This window comes from Bradyrhizobium sp. Kon69, assembly GCF_055807515.1.
On the sequence record NZ_JBVVOS010000563.1, the window covers coordinates 1 to 239 of the forward strand.

At 60.7% G+C, this 239-nt stretch carries 1 protein-coding gene; it reads right to left on the minus strand.

Annotated features, from left to right (window positions below; genetic code table 11):
* A partial coding sequence (locus tag AC0L3U_RS40165) for a caspase family protein (protein ID WP_473365236.1) occupies nucleotides 1-239 on the minus strand: 239 nt, incomplete at both ends.

Below are 239 nucleotides of genomic sequence, written 5' to 3' on the forward strand. Positions count from 1 at the left end.
TTACGAGAGCCGTCGCATACGGACTATTCTTGCTGTTGCCATCGAGTGCGGTTAGTCCGGCTTTCGCGGCAAACGCGATCAGCGTGTTGGAGACGGCGGGTTCGACCCTGGCCAGCCCGCGGCTGATTGATCGAGAGGCAACTGTACGCTTCATCGAATCGGCAAACGGATTGTTGCGGCACGCGTCGACGATCACCACGCGCAACTGTCTCGCAGGCTCGATTGCCAGCAGGACGCGG